16 protein-coding genes and 1 riboswitch are annotated in these 15,939 nt (G+C 68.9%); of the genes, 7 read left to right on the top strand and 9 right to left on the bottom strand.

The window, feature by feature from the left end:
* Positions 1–2: 2 nt before the first annotated feature.
* Entirely contained in the window at positions 3–1,115 is a 1,113-nt protein-coding gene (gene gcvT / locus DS837_RS02955; protein ID WP_149163340.1) for a glycine cleavage system aminomethyltransferase GcvT, read from the bottom strand.
* A gap of 174 nt (positions 1,116–1,289) precedes the next feature.
* A riboswitch (glycine riboswitch) is annotated at positions 1,290–1,389 on the bottom strand.
* Positions 1,390–1,462: 73 nt separating this feature from the next.
* The gene (locus tag DS837_RS02950) at positions 1,463–1,708 is read right to left on the bottom strand and encodes a CDGSH iron-sulfur domain-containing protein (RefSeq protein ID WP_149163339.1); all 246 of its coding nucleotides are present in this window, start codon (positions 1,706–1,708) and stop codon (positions 1,463–1,465) included.
* Positions 1,709–2,010: 302 nt separating this feature from the next.
* Between DS837_RS02950 and DS837_RS02945 the strand changes: the two genes are divergently transcribed.
* Positions 2,011–2,841: a hypothetical protein gene (locus DS837_RS02945; RefSeq protein WP_149163338.1), complete on the top strand. Its 831-nt coding sequence runs from the start codon at positions 2,011–2,013 to the stop codon at positions 2,839–2,841.
* 77 nt (positions 2,842–2,918) lie between these two features.
* On the opposite strand, the gene DS837_RS02940 is transcribed toward DS837_RS02945, so the two are convergent.
* Positions 2,919–3,350, bottom strand: a complete 432-nt coding sequence (locus DS837_RS02940; protein ID WP_247889738.1) for a hypothetical protein — start codon at positions 3,348–3,350, stop codon at positions 2,919–2,921.
* Positions 3,351–3,640: 290 nt separating this feature from the next.
* Between DS837_RS02940 and ispH the strand changes: the two genes are divergently transcribed.
* From ispH to DS837_RS02915, 5 genes are all read left to right on the top strand, one after another.
* Complete coding sequence (ispH, locus tag DS837_RS02935) at positions 3,641–4,621, top strand: 4-hydroxy-3-methylbut-2-enyl diphosphate reductase (RefSeq protein WP_149163336.1); 981 nt, start codon at positions 3,641–3,643, stop codon at positions 4,619–4,621.
* A gap of 49 nt (positions 4,622–4,670) precedes the next feature.
* On the top strand, positions 4,671–5,243 hold the full coding sequence (locus tag DS837_RS02930; protein WP_149163335.1) for a Uma2 family endonuclease: 573 nt from the start codon (positions 4,671–4,673) through the stop codon (positions 5,241–5,243).
* Between the two features lie 65 nt (positions 5,244–5,308).
* Entirely contained in the window at positions 5,309–6,292 is a 984-nt protein-coding gene (locus DS837_RS02925; RefSeq protein WP_149163334.1) for a homoserine kinase, read from the top strand.
* A gap of 4 nt (positions 6,293–6,296) precedes the next feature.
* Complete coding sequence (gene rnhA, locus DS837_RS02920; protein WP_149163333.1) at positions 6,297–6,791, top strand: ribonuclease HI; 495 nt, start codon at positions 6,297–6,299, stop codon at positions 6,789–6,791.
* Positions 6,792–6,902: 111 nt separating this feature from the next.
* Complete coding sequence (locus tag DS837_RS02915; protein ID WP_149163332.1) at positions 6,903–8,486, top strand: AMP-binding protein; 1,584 nt, start codon at positions 6,903–6,905, stop codon at positions 8,484–8,486.
* A 233-nt stretch (positions 8,487–8,719) separates the two neighbouring features.
* Here the strand turns inward: DS837_RS02915 and DS837_RS02910 are convergent, their stop codons facing one another.
* Both DS837_RS02910 and DS837_RS02905 read right to left on the bottom strand, forming a co-directional pair.
* Positions 8,720–9,202, bottom strand: coding sequence for a peroxiredoxin (locus DS837_RS02910; protein ID WP_149163331.1), 483 nt, complete (start codon positions 9,200–9,202; stop codon positions 8,720–8,722).
* A 28-nt stretch (positions 9,203–9,230) separates the two neighbouring features.
* On the bottom strand, positions 9,231–11,327 hold the full coding sequence (locus DS837_RS02905) for a protein-disulfide reductase DsbD family protein (RefSeq protein ID WP_149163330.1): 2,097 nt from the start codon (positions 11,325–11,327) through the stop codon (positions 9,231–9,233).
* A 158-nt stretch (positions 11,328–11,485) separates the two neighbouring features.
* Here DS837_RS02905 and DS837_RS02900 point away from each other — a divergent pair, with 158 nt between their 5' ends.
* A complete protein-coding gene (locus DS837_RS02900) occupies positions 11,486–12,061 on the top strand; it encodes a YqgE/AlgH family protein (protein ID WP_149163329.1) in 576 nt (191 codons plus the stop codon).
* Between the two features lie 73 nt (positions 12,062–12,134).
* On the opposite strand, the gene DS837_RS02895 is transcribed toward DS837_RS02900, so the two are convergent.
* From DS837_RS02895 to thrC, 4 genes are all read right to left on the bottom strand, one after another.
* Positions 12,135–12,338: a hypothetical protein gene (locus DS837_RS02895; protein ID WP_149163328.1), complete on the bottom strand. Its 204-nt coding sequence runs from the start codon at positions 12,336–12,338 to the stop codon at positions 12,135–12,137.
* Positions 12,339–12,457: 119 nt separating this feature from the next.
* On the bottom strand, positions 12,458–13,048 hold the full coding sequence (locus DS837_RS02890; protein WP_149163327.1) for a GNAT family N-acetyltransferase: 591 nt from the start codon (positions 13,046–13,048) through the stop codon (positions 12,458–12,460).
* A gap of 27 nt (positions 13,049–13,075) precedes the next feature.
* Positions 13,076–14,332: a M16 family metallopeptidase gene (locus DS837_RS02885; RefSeq protein ID WP_149163326.1), complete on the bottom strand. Its 1,257-nt coding sequence runs from the start codon at positions 14,330–14,332 to the stop codon at positions 13,076–13,078.
* On the bottom strand, positions 14,329–15,741 hold the full coding sequence (thrC, locus tag DS837_RS02880; protein WP_149163325.1) for a threonine synthase: 1,413 nt from the start codon (positions 15,739–15,741) through the stop codon (positions 14,329–14,331). Before thrC ends, DS837_RS02885 begins: the two co-directional genes overlap by 4 nt.
* Positions 15,742–15,939 lie beyond the last annotated feature (198 nt).

The raw sequence follows: 15,939 nt of genomic DNA, 5'->3' as shown, positions 1-15,939 counted from the left end.
GGTCAGCCGCGGTAGTAGCGCTGCGGCACGAAGGGCATGGCGGCGACCTTGGCGGCCAGCGGCTTGCCGCGGACCATGAGCTGGACCGGCGTGCCCACGGCGGCGTGCGCGCGGTCCACATAGCCCATGGCTACCGGCGCCGAGGCGGTGGGGCCGAAGCCGCCGCTGGTCACTTCGCCGATCTTCTTTCCGTCCGCGTCGCAGACGTCGGTGTGCTCGCGGGCCGGCTGACGGCCTTCCGGCTGGAGCCCGACGCGACGGCGCGGGGCGCCGTTGGCGAGCTGGTCCTTGATGATGTCGTGGCCGGGGAAGCCGCCCTCCTCCCGGCGGCGCTTGGACAGCGCCCATTCCAGGCCGGCTTCGACCGGAGTCGTCGTCTCGTCGATGTCGTGGCCGTAGAGGCAGAGCCCGGCCTCCAGGCGCAGCGAGTCGCGGGCACCCAGCCCGATGGCCTCGACTTCCTCCTCGGCCAGCAGTGCGCGGGCGATGGTCTCGGCGTCGGATGTGTCGCAGGAGATTTCGTAGCCGTCCTCGCCCGTGTAGCCGGAGCGGGTGATGACCACTGGGATGCCGTCGAAGGTCGCCGGCAGATAGCTCATGAACTTCATGGTGGCCGCCTCGGGGATGAAGCGCCCGAGCACCGCCGCGGCCTCCGGCCCCTGAAGGGCCATCAGGGCGAGGTCGTCCAGCAGTTCCACCTCGGCCTTGCCCTTCAGCCGCTCGCGCATGTGGGCGACGTCGTGGTCCTTGCGGGCGGCGTTGACGACCAGGAACAGGTGATCCCCGGCGTTGGTGACCATCAGGTCGTCCAGGATGCCGCCCTGCTCGTTCAGGAACAGCGTGTAGCGCATGCGCCCGCGGGCCAGCCCCTTGATGTCGCCGGGAACCAGCGACTCCAGAGCCGCCGCGGGATCGTCGCCGGTCAGGCGCACCTGCCCCATGTGCGACACGTCGAACAGCCCGGCCTTGGCGCGGGTGTGCTGGTGTTCCTTGAGGATGCCGAGCGGGTACTGCACCGGCATGTCGTAGCCGGCGAAGGGCACCATCTTGCCCTTCAGCTCCAGATGGAGGCTGTGCAGCGGCGTTGTCTTGAGGGACTCAGAAGCCTCGGTCACGCGGGTCCTCCGACATAGGGTCGCACAACCCGCGCCGGGATTGGCGCGAGTCCTGCCCCCTCTGTCCTGGACCTGAGAGATTCACCGGTGGGGTCCAACCCCGACAACCGGTTTACTCCTTCGGTGAGCCGTTCCCCGCTGTGCGCGGACCGAGCTGCTTTCCAGAGTTGCCTTATCCCCCTTGCGGTCCTTTTGCCTGAGAGTTTCCGGGGCGGTTGCTCCTTCGGCGCCACTGCCCGGCGGACCGGGCAATGATCTCTCCCGCGAGGGATCGTCGGCTTGTGCCGTTTAACCTACCGGGACCATTGCGAATGTCAATCGGGGTTCGCTGGGGGTTCCGGTGACGCTCACTTCAGGTCGAGATGGCTGCCGTCGCAGAAGGGCGGCTTCCTGGTCGCCTTGCAGCCGCAGAAGCGCGCCTTCATAGAGGTGGCGGGAGAGAACTTCATCGGCTCCAGCCCGGTGCCGGCATGGCTGCCGTCGCACAGCGGCTGCTTGGCGCTGCGCCCGCACCGGCACCACCAGTAGGTTTTGCCGGCTTCCAGTTCGATGACGATGGGTTCCTTGGTCGCGGCGACCGGTGCGCTGGCCATGCATCTTCTCCATTGTTCGACCGCCGATTTTTGTGCGCGTCACCGAAGGCTAACCGACCCGTGCCGCAAGGCAAGCGTCCTGCGCACGGCATCGTCCCAGCCACTCGCCAGCCCGCTTCCAAGCGAATCGGGCGCGGAAAGCCCCCTGCGATGAGCGCGATGCGCCAAGGATTTTAATCTGAGCAATTAAGGAATACAGTCTTTAAGACCATGAAAAAGGATGATAGTCCTATATCCGTTCCCCGCGGGGTCACATGCCGAACCGCCCCTCGCTGCACCGCCATTGTTTCAAGGAGCATCCCGTGTCCGTCCAGACCTTCAACCCGACCGATCTGCCGCAGAGCACCGCCAACTGGGCCGTTGCCCAGCGCATCGTCGGCCCCTTCGCCCCGCACGCCCAGGTGTCGCCCGACCTGACCATCGCGCTCGACCCCGGCTATCTGCTGAACGGCACCACCCTGACGGAAGTGAAGGCGCAGGTCGTCGGCCCCTTCGCGCCGCCGTCGTCGGGCTTCCGCATCGACCGCGTGGTGGTCGACCGCACGACCGGCGCCGCCAGCGTCGTGGCCGGCACCGCCAACAGCCTGACCCCGCCGGCCATTCCCACCGGCAAGTTGCCCGTCGCCCGGGTTTTTCTAGAAAGCACCGCCGACACCATAACCAACGGCGCGATCGTGGACGAGCGCGCTCTGACTGATCTGTCATCCGACAATGCGGTCGTCGCGTGCCGTGCCACGCTGGGCGGAACTGACCAGACCGGGGTGCCGTCCGCTACCAGCACGAAAATCAATTTCAACACGACGGACTTCAACGTCGGAAACGGCTTTGACACCACCAACCACTGGTTCAAGCCGCACTCCGCTGGATACTATCGAGTGCGAGGCCAGATTGCCTTTTCCGCAAATCTCGGGACGAGTTTCCTCGCCTTGCTGTCGAAGAACGGCAGCTCTGCATCCCGCACCGTCAGCAGCTCGGGTGTAACGGCTATGCATACCTGCGCCGCCGACGAAGTTTTCTACCTTAACGGGAGCACCGACAAGGTTGAAATGTACGCTATCCAAAACAATGGCGCGCCCGCCAATATCAATGGGCAGGTGGAGTTCACTTACCTGATTGCTCACCGTATCGGCTGATGCACCAATAGCATTTCGGGCGCCCGTGACTGCGGGCGCCCGTTCCTTGCACAGCGGGTCGAAAGAGGTCAGCAGCTTTACTGCTTCATCTGCGCCCTGTTGAAGGCCAACTGCTCCGGCGTCAGTTGGAAGCCCAGGAAAATTTTCCAGTCCTTGCCATTGGCGTCCTTGGGCAGCGGGATCTTCGGCGCCAGCTCCTCGCGGCTGCCGGAGCGGAGCTTGCCGGACTCGAAGGTCACGGAGGTGTCGAACTCCGTCTTGGTGGTCGGCGCCTCCTCGCCCGGCTTGGCGACGGCGACGAAATAGCGGTAGTTCGCCGTGTTGCCCTGCATGGCCGGCCCGCGCTCCGCGATCAGGAAAACGTTCACGTTCACCGTGACGCCGTCGCTGGTGTAGTCGCAGTTGCCGGAATAGTCGGCCAGAGCCGCGCGGGAGGTGACGTCCGTCAGGTCGCGCCCGCCGCCGTTGCGGAACTGGGTGACCTCCGCCAGATCGCGGACGATGGACACCTTCGGGCAGGCCAGGGCCGCGTCCGCCGCCGTGTTCGATCCGCCCCCGAGTCCGGAACAGCCGGTAAGCGCCAGAACACCGAGACTCGCGAATGCAAGCGCCCGCGGGCTTTTCCGGGCGGGGGTTCCTATATTACGGTCGCGGCGGCGGTCCATCGGTCTGACCTAACGGTTGGAAGGGTGTGTTCTGCCACGACTTTAGAGAAGCGGTGGGGCCGGCACAAGGCCACGCCGCCGCTGCGACGAACGAACCCTTACACCCCCTTTTTCGAGACACCGGAACGACGCGCATGACCCAGACGCCCCTGACCATCCTGCTCGCGGCCCCCCGAGGCTTCTGCGCCGGCGTGGACCGCGCGATCCAGATCGTGGAGGTGGCGCTGGAGCGGTTCGGCGCCCCCGTCTATGTCCGGCACGAGATCGTCCACAACCGATTCGTGGTGCAGAGCCTGGAGGCCAAGGGCGCCATCTTCGTGGACGAGCTGGATCAGGTGCCCGACGGTGTACCGGTGGTCTTCTCCGCCCACGGCGTGCCGAAGTCGGTCCCGGCGGCGGCGGAGCAGCGCGGCCTGTTCTACCTCGACGCCACCTGCCCGCTGGTCAGCAAGGTGCACCGCGAGGCCGAGCGCCACTTCAACGAGGGGCGCCAGATCGTCCTGATCGGCCACGCCGGCCACCCGGAGGTGATCGGCACCATGGGCCAGCTTCCCCAGGGCGCCGTGGTGCTGGTGGAGACGGTGGAGGACGTGGCGACGGTCCAGGTGGACGACCCGGAAAACCTCGCCTACGCCACCCAGACCACCCTGTCGGTGGACGAGACGGCGAGCATCGTCGCCGCCCTTCAGGCCCGCTTCCCGTCGATCGGCGGGCCGAAGAAGGAGGACATCTGCTACGCCACCACGAACCGCCAGCAGGCGGTGAAGGCCATCGCGCCGAAGGTGGACGCCCTGCTGGTGCTGGGCGCGCCGAACTCCTCCAATTCCAAGCGGCTGGTCGAGGTGGCGAAGATCCACGGCTGCCAGCGCGCCCAGCTCGTCCAGCGCGCGGCGGACATCGACTGGTCGGCGCTGGACGGAGTCGCCACGCTGGGCATCACCGCCGGAGCGTCGGCCCCCGAGGTGCTGGTGGAGGAGGTCATGGAGGCCGCTCGCGCCCGCTACGCCGTGACGGTGGAGGAGCTGCGCACCGCCTTCGAGGACATCACCTTCAAGCTGCCGAAGTCGCTGCTGGACGGCGGCGCCCCTTCCCGTCCGGTCCCGGCAGACGCATAATGCAAAGACCCGCATAATCCAGGGACCGGCCTTCGCGAAGGAGACGTTCATGGGCGCGCCCGCCATCCAGAAGCCGGCCATCCAGAAGATGGACATCGACGAGTTCCTCGTCTGGGCAGACCGGCAGGAGCCGGACACGCGCTACGAGCTGGTCGGCGGGCAGCCGCGGGGAATGAGCCCTTGCAGCCAGGCGCACAGCCGTCTTTCGGGCAACATTGCCTTCGAGATTCGGCGGCGCCTGCGCCCATCGTGCTTCGTGCTGACGGAAACGGCCATCGAACGCGACGACCGCGCCGACCGCTTCTACGAGGCCGACATCGCCGTCACCTGCTCGCCCCACCAGCCCGGCCAGCGCTCGACGCCGAATCCGGTGCTGGTGGTCGAGATCCTGTCCGACAGCACGGCCAGCCACGACCGCGGCACCAAGGTGCCCGACTATATGCAGATCCCCTCGGTGCAGGAGGTGCTGCTGGTGGACAGCCGCGCCGTACGGGCGCAGCTCTGGCGCCGCGACGGGCGGCGCTGGATCGTCGAGGATTTCACCGAGGACGCCACGCTGCCGCTGGCCTCCATCGGGGCGGAGCTTCCCCTGGCGGCGCTTTACGACGGCATCGCCCTGTGAGCGGCCCAGGGGTGAGCGGTCGCGGCAGCATTGACCGGCGCCCCGAATCCCGGTAAGGCGCTGGCATGGCCGTATACACCGAAGTCACTGACGACGAGCTGAACGCTTTCATCGCCCAGTACGATCTGGGCGCCGTCCTGTCCTGCAAGGGCATCGCGGAGGGGGTGGAGAATTCCAACTTCCTCCTGGTGACGGAGCGCGGCCCCTACATCCTGACGCTCTATGAGAAGCGCACCCGGCGGGAGGATCTGCCCTTCTTCCTGGGCCTGATGGAGCATCTCGCTGACAAGGGCATCGCCTGCCCGTTGCCGGTCCAGGGCACGGAAGGGCAGGCCCTGCGCGAGCTGGCCGGGCGCCCGGCGGTGATCGTTACCTTCCTGGCCGGCATGTGGCCGCGCCGCATCACGCCGCACCACTGCGCGGAGCTGGGGACGGCGCTGGCCCGCCTGCATCTGGCCGTCGCCGACTTCCGGATGGAGCGTCCCAACGCCCTGTCGCTGGACGGCTGGAAGGATCTGGCCGGAAAATGCGCACCGCGCGCCGACGAGGTAGCCCGCGACCTGCGCGCGACGCTGGAGGCGGAGCTTGCGGCGCTGGAGGCCAACTGGCCCGCCGGCCTGCCGTCCGGGGTCATCCACGCCGACCTGTTTCCTGACAACGTGTTCTTCCGCGGCGACGGGCTGTCCGGCCTGATCGACTTCTACTTCGCCTGCAACGATTTCCTGGCCTACGACATTGCGATCTGCTTGAACGCATGGTGCTTCGAGGCCGACGGGTCGTTCAACGCCACCAAGGCGCGGATGCTGCTGACCAGCTACCAGAAGGTCCGCCCCCTGTCGCCGGCGGAGCTGGCCGCCCTGCCCTGGCTGTGCCGCGGCAGTGCCCTGCGTTTCCTGCTGACGCGCCTCTACGACTGGCTGAACCATCCGCCGGGAGCCTTCGTGCGCCCGAAGGACCCGCTGGAATATCTGCGCAAGCTGCGCTTCCATCAGACCGTCCGCGGGCTCGGCGATTACGCGCTCGACGACGGCGGCAGCTATCAGGTCTGACGCCATGACGGACGCAGCGAACAACGGCACCGGCGGCGACAAGGGCGCCCCGAAGATCGTCGACATCTTCACCGACGGCGCGTGCAGCGGCAACCCCGGCCCCGGCGGCTGGGGCGCCATCCTGCGCTACAACGGGGTGGAGAAGGAGTTGTACGGCGGCGAGCCGGCCACCACCAACAACCGCATGGAGCTGATGGCCGCCATCCAGGCGCTGGAAGCGCTGAAGCGGCCCATGGAGGTGCGGCTCTACACCGACAGCGAGTATGTGAAGAACGGCATCACCCAGTGGATTCACGGCTGGAAGGCCCGTGGCTGGAAGACCGCCGACAAGAAGCCAGTGAAGAACGAGGATCTGTGGCGGCGCCTGGACGAGGCGAAGCGGCAGCACCGCATCGAGTTCCACTGGGTCCGCGGCCACGCCGGCCATCCGGAGAACGAGCGGGCCGACGCGTTGGCCCGCCAGGGCGTCGCCGACGTCCGGCAGGCCGCGCGGGGCTGATCCCGCCCGGCGAACGGCGACCATCCTCAAGGGTTTGTGGACGGCGGACCCGCCGTCCCGCTAGGCTCCCTCCGATAACGAACGACGAAAGATCGTTGGGAGGAGACCGAGATGTATCCGCATGTGCGGAACGAAGCCCGCTGGGTGCTGCCCGAGGTGCTGGCCCATCAGGCCGCCGAACGCGGCGGCAAGACCTTCGTCACAATGATCGGCGGCGAATCCTTGAGCTACGCCGAGGCGCAGGAGCAGGCCGCCCGCGTGGCCGGCTTCTTCGCCGGGCTGGGCGTGAAGCCGGGCGACAAAGTGGCGGTGATGCTGCCGAACGGGCTGGACTTCGTGCGCGTGTGGCTGGGGCTGGGGCGGCTGGGCGCCGTCATGGTCGCGCTGAACACGGAGCTGAAGGGCGGCTTCCTGGAGCACCAGCTGGAGAACGCCGGGGCCGCCCTGGCTGTGGTCGACGCCGCTCTGGCCGACCGCATCACCGACATCGCCCCGCGCCTGACCGCGCTGCGCAGGCTGGTGGTTCCCGGCGCCGCGGCGGGATCGCCGCACGCCGCGCTGGAGTGCTGGCGCGATGCCGCCCCCTACGACGGCCCCCTGCCCCGCGCCGGCGACGACGCCTGCATCATGTACACGTCGGGCACCACCGGCCTGTCGAAGGGCGTGCTGATGCCGCACGGCCACGGCTTCCTGTTCGGGCTGGGCTCCATCGACAACTTCGCGCTGACCGACGAGGACCGCTTCTACATCTGCCTGCCGCTGTTCCACGCCAACGGGCTCTACATGCAGCTCTACGCCGCGATGATCTCCGGCGGGTCGGCGGTGCTGCGCGAGCGATTCAGCGCCTCCTCCTGGCTGGACGACATCCGGCGCCATGGCTGCACGGTGACCAACTCGCTGGGCGCCGTCACCGCTTTCGTGGTGGCCCAGCCGCCGCGCCCCGACGACCGGGACCACCCCCTGCGCCTCGTCGGCGCCGCCCCCAACCCGGCGGACACCGAGCGGGTGCTGCGCGAGCGCTTCGGCGTCCGCGACGTCATCAGCCTCTACGGCATGACCGAGGTGAACATCCCGCTCTACGCCGAGATGGGCAAGCCGCGCCCCGGCACCTGCGGCAAGGTCTACGACCGTTACTTCGAGGTGGAGATCCGCGACCCGCAGACCGACATCCCGGTGCCGCGCGGTCAGGTCGGCGAGGTCATGGTGCGCCCGAAGGCCGCCTTCGGCTTCCTGTCCGGCTATCACCGGATGCCCGACAAGACGGTGGAGGCGTGGCGAAACCTGTGGTTCCACACCGGCGACGCCGCGGTGATGGACGCGGAGGGCTACGTCACCTTCGTCGACCGCATCAAGGACTGCATCCGCCGCCGCGGCGAGAACGTCTCGTCCTACGAGGTGGAGACGGTGCTGTCACGGCTGGAGGGCGTGGCGGAGGTCGCCGCCTACGCCGTGCCGGCGGGCATTCCAGGGGCGGAGGACGAGATCATGGTCGCGCTGGTCGCAGCAACCGGCGCCGCCCTGACGCCGGAGGCCGTGGCCGCCTTCGCCGAGCGTGAACTGCCACGCTACGCCCAGCCCCGCTACATCGACATCGTGGACGCCTTCCCCAAGACGCCGACCGCCAAGGTGCAGAAGGCGAAGCTGCGAGAGCGCGGCGTGGCCGACACCACCTGGGACCGCACGAAGGGGAGGTAAGGCCGCAAATTGGCCCTCTCCCGCCTCGGGAGAGGGAGGGATCCGCCGCAGAGCGGCGGGAGGGTGAGGGTACTGGCGAGAATGGTGCATTGATCCTTGCCGGCACCCTCACCCCGCTCTCGGCGGATGCCACCGGCATCCGCCTGCCGCCGTCAGCGCTGGCTTTCAGCCAGCGCGAGAGGCCGCTGCGCGGGCACCCTCTCCCAAGACGGGAGAGGGATTTCAGGCTCCCCTTACAGCGCGCCCAGCACCGCGTCCGCCGAGGACACATCGAACTGGCCCGGCTTCTCAACGGCGAGGTGGGTGACCTTGCCATCCTTGGCCACCAGGGCGAAGCGCTGGCCACGCAGGCCGAGGCCGTAGCCCGTGCCGTCCATCGTCAGGCCCAGCGCCTGGGTCAGAGCGGCGTTGCCGTCCGGCAGCATGGTGACCTTGCCGCCGACGCCGTTCTTCTCGCCCCAGGCGCGCATCACGAAGGGGTCGTTGACGGCGAGGCAGACGATGTCGTCCACACCCTTGGCCTTCAGGTCCTCGGCCTTCTGGACGAAGCCCGGCAGATGCTTGGCGGAGCAGGTCGGGGTGAAGGCGCCCGGCACGGAGAACATCACCACCGTCTTGCCGTTGAACAGCGCGTCGGTGGTGATGTCCTGCATCCCGTTGTCGGTCAGGTGCTTCAGCGTGACGGACGGGATGGCGTCGCCCACTTGAATGGTCATGTCTCCTGAACTCCCAATTTTTTGTGTTTCAGCTTTTGATCTTGCCGGACGCCCGGTCGAGTGCGTCGAGGACGGTCCCTTCGGTCAGCAACTCCGGAAGCGCGATGCCGTCCGGAGCCCCCGGACCATAGACGATGTTGAAGGGAATGCCATAGCGGCCGTGTCGGGCAAGGTAACGGGCGATGACCTCGTCCGGGCGGGTCCAGTCGGCGCGCATGGCGGTCACCGTCCCGGCGTCCTCCAGCCGTTGCGCGACGGTGCCGCGGTTCAGCACCAGCTTCTTGTTCGCCTGGCAGGTGATGCACCAGTCGGCGGTGACGTCGACGAAGACGGTGCGCCCGGCGGCCACCTGCTCGCGGATCGCCGACTCGTCGAAGGCGACCCAGCGCGCCGCTGTGCTTTCGGCGACCGGGGCCGCCCCGGCGGAGGGGCCGAAGACGGCGGGAACGGCGAAGGCGACCAGGGCCAGCAGCCCGGCCAGCGCCGCCCCGGCCCAGCGCGCCGTCTCCGCCAGCCGGCGGCCCAGCCACAGCGCGGCGACCAGCCCGCCCATCAGCACGGCGACGGCCAGCGCCGGCACCTCGCCCACCTGGACGACCAGCACCGACAGCAGCCAGAGCGCGGTCAGGGCCAGCGCCCCGCCCAGCACCCGGCGCAGCGCCACCATCCAGCGCCCCGGACGCGGCAGCAGGCGCGCGGCGCGCGGGAAGGCGGCGATCAGCAGGTAAGGCAGCGCCAGCCCGACGCCGAGCGCAGCGAAGATGGCGAACACCTCCAGCGCCCCGCGCGCCAGCGCGAAGCCCACCGCCGTCCCCAGGAAGGGCGCGGAGCAGGGCGTGGCGAGCAGCGTGGCGAAGGCGCCCGTGGCGAACTGGCCGCCCAGCCTTTGTCCCTCTGGCCCCTGCCCCTCCGGCCCACCCATCCGGTCGGCGATGACGCGCGGCAGCGGAAGCTCGAACAGACCCCACAGGTTGGCGGCGAACAGGGTCACCAGGACGATCATGAAGACGAGGAACAGCGGCTGCTGGAACTGGATGCCCCAGCCCACGGCGCCACCCGCCGCCTTCACCGCGACCAGCGCCCCGGCAAGGATCAGGAAAGAGGTCAGGATGCCCGCCGCCGAGGCCAGGAAGCCGGCGCGCACCGCCGCGGGCGCCCGTCCGCCATGCTGGACGATGGACAGCAGCTTCAGCGACAGCACCGGCAGCACGCAGGGCATCAGGTTCAGGATCAGCCCGCCCAGCAGGGCGACGCCCAGCATGGCCAGCAGCCCCGCCGGAGCCGCCCCGGCGCCTCCCAGCCCGGCCGCGGCGGTCGCCGGAGCCTCCACGGAGCGATTGCCGTCGACCACGGTCAGCGTCATCGCCCGTCCGGCGAGGTCCAGGCCGGGCGTCGGGTCGGTGGCGTCCAACCGCAGGATCGCGCGCCGGTCGCCGTCGAGGAACTGGCTCTTGGGCGCGGCGAAGGTCACCGGCGGGTCGGTTTCCACGAACACGTCGGGGGCGACCATCGGCTCGCGGGCGGTGACCTCGACCTCCAGCGCGGCGCCCTGGCCGCGCACCGCCGTGACGGTCAGGCCTGACGCCCGCCCGTCGCCGGGCACCAGGGATTGGGCGCGGGCGATGTCGTTGGCCGACGGCCCGGGCGTTGCCGGCCCCTCGGGGATGGACAGGGACAGCGCCACCATCTCCGGCACGCAGATGGTCGAGCAGACCAGCAGTTCCGCCTTCAGCGCGAGGTCGAGCGGCTTGCCCGGCTCCGCTGGGGTGGCGGCGATGGGGAACAGCACCTCCGCGTCGTAGCCCGCCGTCTCGAACCCCAGAACGGTGAAGCGGTGCGGGGCCGGGTAGATCAGCTCCGTCGCCTCGAGGTTCCGCGACTCCGACCAGTCCAGCCGCGGCGCGAAACCGGCGTCGCCTGGGGTGCGCCAATAGGTCTTCCAGCCCGGCTCCAGCCGGACCTCCAGCCCCAGGGGGATTTTGGCGAGATCGCCCACCCCCTGAACCGACGCGACGAGTCGGGCCTCCACCGGGCCGGACTTGACCCAGGAGCCGGTTTCCGCCCTTCCCAGTCCGGGGGCGGCCAAGGCCAGGATGGCGATCAGGAATGGAACAAACCTTTTCATCGCACCGACTGTTCTCATATCAAGACGCAGCGGGCCGCCCATCGGCCGCGGCTGTATATGGATGACAAAGCTTGGCCCGTGCTGTCACACTCGGGCGAAGACGGCTTCGGGTGGCCGCCCAACGGCCCGCCCGTCCCCCGACACTAAGGATAGCGCCCATGCCGCACCTGACCAAGTCCTCGGACTATCTGACCGGCCAGTTGCTGATCGCCATGCCGGGCATGACGGACCCGCGTTTCCAGCGGACCGTGATCTATATGTGCGCCCACAACGAAGACGGCGCCATGGGCCTCGTTGTCAATCGCCTGTTCGGGTCGGTCACCTTCGAGGATTTGCTGGAGCAGCTCGAGATCGAGATCCAGGAGCCGCTCGCCAACATGCCCGTCCATTATGGCGGCCCCGTGGAGTCCGGTCGCGGATTCGTCCTGCATTCGACCGATTACGTGCGGGACGGCACGCTGGTGGTGGACGACGAGGTGGCGCTGACCGCGACCATCGACATCCTGCGCGCGATCTCCGAGGACCGCGGGCCGCGCCGCAACATCCTGTTGCTCGGCTACGCCGGCTGGGGGCCGGGGCAGTTGGACGCGGAGATTCAGGCGAACGGCTGGCTGAACGTGCCCTGCGACGAGACTCTGCTGTTCGATCCCGAACTGGACACCAAGTGGGAACGCTCGATCGCCAAGCTCGGCGTCAGCCTGTCCATGCTGTCGGCGGAGGCCGGGCACGCCTGACGGCGTCCGCTCCCGGTCACGGTCACGACCCGCCGCACCGCAAGCGGCGGGACCTCATGTCAGAACTTTTGACTCACGGACCCTTGCTGGCGATCGCCAGAGCGAGGCCGCGGGCCTGCATCAGCTCGCTGCACCGTTCGACCAGTTCGTCTCCGGCGTAGACCGCCCAGCCGCTCTGGAAGCCCGACGCCTCGTAGCGCAGATCGACGCGGCGTCCGTCCAGCTCGACGGTGTAGGTCAGGGAATTTTCTTTCGTCCAGGTGGGGTTCGACGACATATCCGCCTCGCGCGATGGGAAGGACATGCCGTCAGCCTGCGCCCGGTCCCTTAACCGCGGGTTAAGCCGGCCGGGACAAAGCCTTGGGATTTTGGAGTCGGGCACCTCGACCGGACGGGCTACCCGCGCCACTCCTCGCGCAGGATGGCGTAGAGGACATGGTCCCGCCACACCCCGTCGATGCGCAGATAGCCGCGCGCGTAGCCTTCGTGGGTGAAGCCGACCTTTTCCAACAGGCCGCGGCTGGGCGCGTTGGTCGGCAGGCAGGCCGCCTCGACCCGGTGCAGCCCCAATTGCCCGAAGGCGAAATCCAGCACCAGCCGGGTGGCGCCGGACATGTAGCCGTTGCGCGCGTAGGGTTGCCCAACCCAGTAGCCGAGCGTCGCCATCTGTGCCACGCCACGCCGCAGGTTGGTCAGCCCCAGCCCGCCGACCAGCCTGTCGGTCGCCCGGTCGTAGACGAGGAAGCTGTAACCCTGGTCGTCGCGCCATTCCTGGGCCTGCCGCCGCAGCCGGCGCCCGAAGGCGCTGCGTGTCAGGGCGTCCGCCGGCCAGGTCGGCTCCCAGGGGGTCAGGAAGGCGCGGGAGTCCGCCCGCAGGTCGGCCCATTCCCGCCAGTCCCGCGGCAGCGGCGGGCGGATGTAGCAGATCGGCCCGTCGAGCCGGACCGCCGGCGGGCTGATGAGACCACTGCCGAGCAGGCGGATCATGCTGCCCCTCCCACCCTGGCGCGCCCCTTACCGGAACCGCGCGGCGATGCGGTCATACTCCTCCAGCCGTCCGATCGGGCCGAGCGCGGCCACGGTGGGGCGGCTCTCGCGCAGGCGCCGGGCGACGCGGACGATGGACTCGCGGTCGACCGCGCCGATCTTCTCGACGATCTCCTCCACCGGCACCGGGCGCCCGTAGACCAGGAGCTGCTGGCCGAGCTGCTCGCAGCGCGACATGGAGCTTTCCAGCGCCATCAGCGTCCCGGCGCGGAGCTGGGCGGCGGCGCGGGCCACCTCCTCGTCGGTCACGTCCTCGGTCACCCGCATCAGCTCGTCGCAGACGACCGGGACCAGTTCCGCCACCTCGTCCTCGCCGGTGCCGGCGTAGACGCCGAACAGGCCGCCGTCGCGGTAGGCGCCGGAGAAGGTGTAGATGGAATAGACCAGCCCGCGCTTCTCCCGCACCTCCTGGAAGAGGCGGGAGGACATGCCGCCGCCGAGCAGCGTGGACATCACCGAATGAGCGTAATAGTCCGGATCGTGCACCCCCACCCCGTCGAAACCGAGGACGAGGTGCATCTGCTCCAGGTCCCGCGCCTCGCGGAAGTCACCCCCGGCGTAGCGCGCGTCCTCGGACTCCGGCGCCGGGCGCGAGGACAGCCCGTCGAAGGCCGACAGGGCCATGTCGACGAGCCGGTCATGCTCCAGCCGACCGGCGGCGGCCAGGACGATGCCCGGCGCGCCGTAATGGCCATCGATGTAGTCGACCAGCGCCGGGCGCGACAGGGCGCCGACAATCTCCGCCGACCCCAGCACCGGACGCCCAAGCGCCTGCCCCGGATAGGCGGTGGATTGGAAATGGTCGAAGATGATGTCGTCGGGGGTGTCGGCGGATTGGCCGATTTCCTGGAGCACCACCGTGCGCTCCCGCACCAGCTCGTCGCTGTCGAGGACGGAGTTCTGGAGCATGTCGGCGATGAGGTCGAGCGCCAGCGCCGCGTCCTCGTGCAGGACCTTGGCGTAATAGGCCGTCTGCTCGCGCGTCGTGTAGGCGTTGAGCTGGCCGCCGACATTCTCGATCTCCTCGGAGATGCGGAAGGCGGAGCGCCGCTCGGTGCCCTTGAACAGCATGTGCTCGACGAGATGCGCCACGCCGTTGACGCTCGCGGACTCGTTGCGCGTGCCGACCCCGACCCAGCAGCCGAGCGAGACCGACTGCACGCCGGGCATCGTGTCGGTGGCGACGCGCAGCCCGTTCGGCAGCGTGGTCACGCGGATGCTCATGCGGCCTCCTTGGCGGCGCGGGCGCGGGCGACGACGAACTCCTGGACCGCCGCCATGTCGTTGGGCAGCTCGGACAGCCGCTCCTCGCGCTCGTAGAGGTCGGCGAGGCGCGGCGGCAGGACCGGCCGCCGGCCCGTGGCCGTCTCCACCGCGTCGGGGAACTTGGCCGGGTGGGCGGTCGCCATCACGACCACCGGCACCGACGGATCGACCGGGGCGGTCGCCGCCGAATGGATGCCGACGGCGGTGTGCGGATCGACCTGATAGCCGCCGGTCTTCTCCCAGACCTCCTTGATGACGTCCATGGTCCGGGCGTCGTCGGCGCGGCCCGCGGCGAAGATCGCGTGCGCCTCGGCCAGCTGCGCGTCGGTGACGGCGAATTTGCCGTCCGCGCGGAAGCCGTCCATGGCGGCCTGCACCGCGGCGCCGTCGCGGCCCAGCAGGTCGAACAGCAGCCGCTCGAAGTTGGAGGAGATCTGGATGTCCATGCTGGGACTCAATGTGGGCACGACCGGAGCCGCCGACATGGTGCCGCTGGCAAAAAAGCGGGCCAGAATGTCGTTGGCGTTGGAGCCCACGACCAGCCGCTCCACCGACAGGCCCATCGCCCGCGCGCCGTAGGCGGCATAGACGTTGCCGAAATTGCCGGTGGGCACGGTGAAGGCCACCTTGCGGTCGGGCGCGCCCAGCGCCACCGCGGCGGCGAAGTAATAGACGATCTGGGCCATGATGCGCGCCCAGTTGATCGAGTTCACCGCCGACAGGCCCATCTTGTCGCGGAAGGCCATGTCATTGAACAGAGCCTTCACCAGATCCTGGCAGTCGTCGAAGGTGCCGTGCAGCGCAATGTTGTGCACGTTGTCCGACAGGACGCTGGTCATCTGGCGGCGCTGCACCTCCGACGTGCGGCCCTTCGGGTGCAGGATGAAGATGTCCACGTTCCGGCGGTCGCGGCACGCCTCGATGGCGGCGGAGCCGGTGTCGCCCGAGGTGGCGCCGACGATGGTCACCCGCTCCCCGCGCTTGGCCAGCACATGGTCGAACAGGCGGCCGAGCAGTTGCAGCGCCACGTCCTTGAAGGCCAGCGTCGGGCCGTGGAACAGCTCCATCACCCAGGTGCGCTGGTCGAGCTGCACCAGCGGAACCACCGCGGCGTGGTCGAAGCTGGCGTAGGCGTCCTTCACGATGGCGCGGAAATCGTCCTCGGCGATGGCGCCGCCCAGGAAGGGCAGCATGACGCGCACGGCGATCTCGCTGTAGGGAAGGCCGCGCATCGCGCGGATCTCGTCGGCCGAGAACTGCGGCCAGCTTTCCGGGACATAAAGGCCGCCGTCACGCGCGAGACCGGCCAGAAGGACTTCTTCGAAACCCAGGACCGGGGCCTGGCCCCGCGTGCTGACGTACTTCAACGCACACTCTCCGACGCCTGAAGGTGGCCGACGCTGTGGCGGGCCGGCGACTCTTGTGGAACGGGCATAGTTAGCGCCCTCCCACACGCGGTGCAAGCGGCGGGTTCCGGGTGCGTTGCATTCCACCGTCCCTCTCCCGCCCCGGGAGAGGGTGCCCGTGAAGCGGGCTCTCGCGCTGGCTGAAAGCCAGCGCTGACG

Origin of the sequence: Azospirillum brasilense, assembly GCF_008365405.1 — a bacterium.
In the GTDB taxonomy this organism is placed as follows: Bacteria; Pseudomonadota; Alphaproteobacteria; order Azospirillales; family Azospirillaceae; genus Azospirillum; species Azospirillum brasilense_D.
The sequence above is the reverse complement of the archived record's forward strand: the minus strand, read 5'-3'. Positions and strand labels throughout refer to the sequence as shown.